This window comes from Longimicrobium sp. (assembly GCF_036280135.1).
Lineage (GTDB): Bacteria > Gemmatimonadota > Gemmatimonadetes > Longimicrobiales > Longimicrobiaceae > Longimicrobium.
On sequence record NZ_DASURI010000695.1, the window covers coordinates 1 to 4,361 of the forward strand.

Annotated in this window: 3 protein-coding genes; 1 reads left to right on the forward strand and 2 read right to left on the reverse strand. The window is 70.0% G+C overall.

Features of this window, described 5'->3' with window-relative positions; translation table 11 throughout:
- Window positions 1-120 precede the first annotated feature (120 nt).
- On the reverse strand, window positions 121-516 hold the full coding sequence (locus VFZ20_RS22415) for a VOC family protein (protein ID WP_329686182.1): 396 nt from the start codon (window positions 514-516) through the stop codon (window positions 121-123).
- A 977-nt stretch (window positions 517-1,493) separates the two neighbouring features.
- On the opposite strand from VFZ20_RS22415, the gene VFZ20_RS22420 reads away from it, so the two are divergent.
- Window positions 1,494-2,627, forward strand: a complete 1,134-nt coding sequence (locus VFZ20_RS22420; RefSeq protein ID WP_329686183.1) for a polysaccharide deacetylase family protein — start codon at window positions 1,494-1,496, stop codon at window positions 2,625-2,627.
- Between the two features lie 70 nt (window positions 2,628-2,697).
- On the opposite strand, the gene VFZ20_RS22425 is transcribed toward VFZ20_RS22420, so the two are convergent.
- Window positions 2,698-4,194, reverse strand: a complete 1,497-nt coding sequence (locus VFZ20_RS22425; RefSeq protein ID WP_329686184.1) for a toll/interleukin-1 receptor domain-containing protein — start codon at window positions 4,192-4,194, stop codon at window positions 2,698-2,700.
- Between the last annotated feature and the right edge of the window lie 167 nt (window positions 4,195-4,361).

Consider the following 4,361-nt stretch of genomic DNA (forward strand, 5'->3'; position numbering starts at 1 on the left):
GGGGACGGATCATCATCCCCGATGCCGCGGTCCGAGCGCGGGCGAGAAGATCCTTCGGGGCCGCACGCATCCTGCACGATCAGGTTCGGCGAGGGCCCCTCAGGAAGACAAAGCGCGTGCTCAGCCCACGAGCGGCGTGGCGCGGCGGACCAGCTGCACGGCCAAGCCCCACGGGTCGCGCATCATCACCAGGCGCGAGCCGTCGGGCAGGGCCGATGCGTCCACCAGCGACGCGCCGGCTTCCTGCAGCCGCGCGGCCTCGGCGCCGGGGTCGTCCGCCAGGAAGGCGATGTGCAGCTGCATGGGGTGCAGCGACGCATAGTCGGGGATGGCGCCCGCCGGGTTGTTGTAGAACTCCAGCACCGTGGCGCCGGCCGCGTCCGCCAGGAAGTGGATCTCCGTGGGGCCGCCGCTGTACCGCGCGACGCGCATCCCCAGGTTGCGGACGTACCAGTCGGCCACGGCCACCGGGTCCGACACGTTGTAGGCCACGTGCTCGATTCGCGTGATGGGCAAGGGAGCTGCCTCGTCTGTTCTGATGTGGATGATGCCGGTCAGCCGCCCATCCTGCCCCCTCGGGCTCCGATCGGCAAGGGCGCGGGGCGGATTCGCGGTGGATTTCGCGGCCGCTTCTTCCACCGCGCGGGCGGCGACGGGCCACGCATCCGCCGGTGCCGCATCCGCTTGCGAAGCCGAACCCGGGATGGATGCGAAGAGAGGGGTTGCGCGAAATTCGGGATATCGCTATCTTGTTTCAGCAGCACCGCTTACGCGCGGTGTGAGGGCGGGTCGCTTCCTGGATGGGAGGCGGTCCCGCGGACAACGGAGCTTCGCGGCTCCCTCGGTGTCCTGCCCTATGTTGAACCAGAACAAAGGAGGTGATCTCTTGTCCATGACGACGACTGCTCGCAACCTGACCCGGGCAAGCGATCGCCGCATCGGCTAAGGCCGATCGCGAAGGCGAACTTCTCCGCGTGACGCGGAATGCCGTTGCGGCATCGCGTCAGGAAGCGGCAGAACCAGAAAGCACCATCGGCACTCGATGCCGGTGGTGCTTTCTTTTTCGTGACTTTCCAGGGCTGGGCTCGTGAGTGGAGGCGTGCTTCGCGCGAGCGCCCCCTCCGGGCTCGCGGAGCTCGCCCACCTCCCCCAAAACCCTGGGGGAGGTTGAACTGCGCTTTCATCTCACAGGGTTCGCACGGTGCCGTAGAGCCCAGGAAGAGAGTCGCGTTTCCGGATCCGGCCTCAGTGCCGGTGCGGGCGGGGGAAGGGCGGGTGCGGAAGGGAGACGAGGGCGCTGTCGGCGAGGATGCGGTAGCCAATCTGCCGGTCCACACGCTGGGGCGGAGCATCCACATCGTGGCGGAAGATGCGGCGGGTGGCGTGGCGCGCAAGTCCGGCGGTAAAATCACGTTTCCCCGGTCAGCCGATGTCCCTCGAACGTCGTCGGCAGATCGTGACCGGCCGATCCGCATCTTCCACACGCGCCGCTGATGTATCGTCGTCCCATCCTGCTGCCGCTGATCGCGTTCGCGCTGGCGCTCGCCGCCGGCTGCGCGCCCCATCCACCGGCGTCCATCGCCCCCGCGCCCCTGAACGCGCTGCGGGCCTCGGCGGACGAGACCGGCATTCCCGTGCTCACCTGGCACGGCTTCGCGGACGCGCCGCGTCCGGGCGGCGGCAACCTGACGGAGCCGTACGCGCGCTTCGAGCAAATGCTGGCGTGGCTGCGCGACCAGGGCTTTCGCTCCGTCTTTCCCGGCGAGGTGCGGCCGGGCGAGGACCGAAGCCGGCTCGTGGTCCTGACCTTCGACGACGGGCCCAAGGAGCACCTGCGCGCGGCGCAGATCCTGGAGCGCTACGGGTTTCGCGGCATCTTCTTCGTCATCCCCAACCGCATCCGGCCGGGCAACGACCGCCACCTCACGCCGGACGAGGTGCAGCAGCTGGTGCGCGGCGGGCACCGGGTGGCGGCGCACGGCTACGAGCACCGCAGCCTGGCCGGCAGCGGGACGGAGGTGGCGGGCACGCTGGAGCGCTCGCTCGGCATCATGACGGCGCAGGCGGGGCCGGTCGTCGCGGCGCAGGACTTCGCGTTCCCGTTCGGGCACTACACGCCGGAGGTGGCGCAGGCCGTGGCGGGCCGGTTCCGGTACCTGCACACGGTGGATCCCGGCTACTGGGACGGCCGGTCGGCGCTGGTGCCGCGGATGCTGGTGATGAACGACATCGACCTGTCGTTCTTCCAGGAGTACGTGAGGGGCGGGGCGGGGAACCTGCCCGCGTGGGAGCCGCTGTTCCCCAGCGGCGGCATGGGCGACACGCTGGCGTTCCTCACGCACGGCGCGCCCGTACCGGCGGACGTGGAGCTGCTGGCCATCTCGCCGGACACGGAGGGCCGCAGCTACGCCAGCCATCCGCTGGGCGACGCCCTGCGCGTGCGCGGCGACACGGCGTGGGTGGACATGGGCGCGCACCTGCGGCGGTGGTTTCCGCCGGAGCGCGTGGCCGTGAGCTACGCGCTGGTGACGCGCGCGGACGGCCGCATCCGCTACCTCACGCCCGGCCTGCTGCAGTGGGTGTACGACCCCGGCAGCCTCCCCCGCGCCCCCGCGCCGCGGTCGTAAGCGGCTGGCACCGAGGAGGACCGGAGACGCGCCCGCGAGGGCGGATGCCATTTCGCCTCTCTGACTTCGACTAGAGATCTGCGCGCCTGCGGCGGTTGAGCTCGGCAATGTACTCAAGGGCGCCCGCAGGTCCGGTCTTCTTGAGAGGCAGGCGCCTGAACGGGCTGCGGACCACGCTCGCCAGTTCCTCCATCCCGGCGAGCACGGCCCACCGCTCCGCCTCGCCAAAGTCCTGCGGCACGCCGGCGCCGTACGCGTACAGCACCGCCAGCATCTCTCGCGACCGGCTGTCGCCCCTCTCCCCGGCGGCCTGGAACCACCGGGCCGCCTCAGACAGGTCCCGGCGGACGATGTCGCCTTCCAGGTAGAGCTCGCCCAGTCGCTGCAGCGCCCCCACCGCCCCCGCATTCGCCGCACGGCGGTAGGCGTCCACCATCTCGTTTCGCTCCCCTTCGTTCGCCGCCCGCCCAAAGTCGAGCGCGTATGCCAGGTGCAGGTACCCTTCCTCCGGGAGCACTCCGTGCCGGGACGCGAGCCGAAAGCACGCCGCCGCCTTTTGATACCTGTCACGCCGCGCCAGCCACTGGTGTGCCGCGCTTCCTACCTGCAGCCTCGGGTTGGTGTAGATCAGACCCATCACGGCGTAGGCAGCGGGGTAGCCGGCCGTCCCCGCCTGCTCCAGCAGGGATAAGGCTGCATCGTAGTATCCTTGCTCCAAGGCCTGCTCTCCGCGCTTGAAGAGCGCCTCTCCGTCCAGACCCTCCGGTACGTGTGCCGCATCGAAGCGTTCCAGCACCGCCGCAGCGGCAGTGTCTCCCTGCGCGGCGGCCGCGCGGTACCACCGCTCCGCCTCTTTCACGTCCCTGTCCGTCCCGAGTCCCTGGTCGTACAGCTCGGCCAGGGCGCGCTGCGCGGGCATGCAGCCGCCGTTGGCCGCGCTGCGGTACAGCTGGAACGCGGTCCCGAAGTTCTGCGGCGCGCCGTTCCCGGTCGCATGACACACGCCCAGGTTGAACTGCCCCCAGGGGTCCCCCTGGTTGGCCGCGTTACGGAACAGCGCGCCTGCCTCATCCAGTCGCCCGGCCACGTATGCCTCCACGCCCTGCGCTACGAGCACAGCAGGTGCATTGCGGGCGTGCTCCACCGCGTCATCCACACGTCGCAGGTCCTCCGCCAAACCCTGGTCGGCACGCAACCGGATACCGTTTTGATGCACCAGAGGAGCCAACTCCGGCGGGAGCTGCTCCGCGGGAACGCGATCCATCCCGCCCACGAAAACGGGGAGCACGGGGATCCCGAGGCGCAGCGCCGTGGCCAGTTCCAGGCGAACGTAGTCGCCGTCGTTCCGGAGCCGCCCTCCCCATCCCGGGCCAATCATGGCCAGCACGAGGGCGCAGTCCGCAATGGAGCGCGTGATGTGCTCCACGAAGTTGACCCCGCCGGGGATGGAACGCTCGTCCAGGAATACCCTGTCCTTCCCCAGCCGCTGCGACAGGTGAAGGTGGACCATCGCGGCAGCATACGCGGAGTCGTCGCGGCGATAGGAGATGAAGATGCTGCCGGGCATGGCAGGCCTGCGGGAAAGGGAGCCGTGATCAAGGAGCGCCGTGATGGCGCGACAGGTCGGGGATGAGTTACCCGCCGACCTGCGCGGCCAGCTTCTTCGGCGCGAGCATGCAGTAGGACTGCGCCACGAGGGCGGCCAGCTCGGCGTCGTCGATGGCGCCGAGCGCG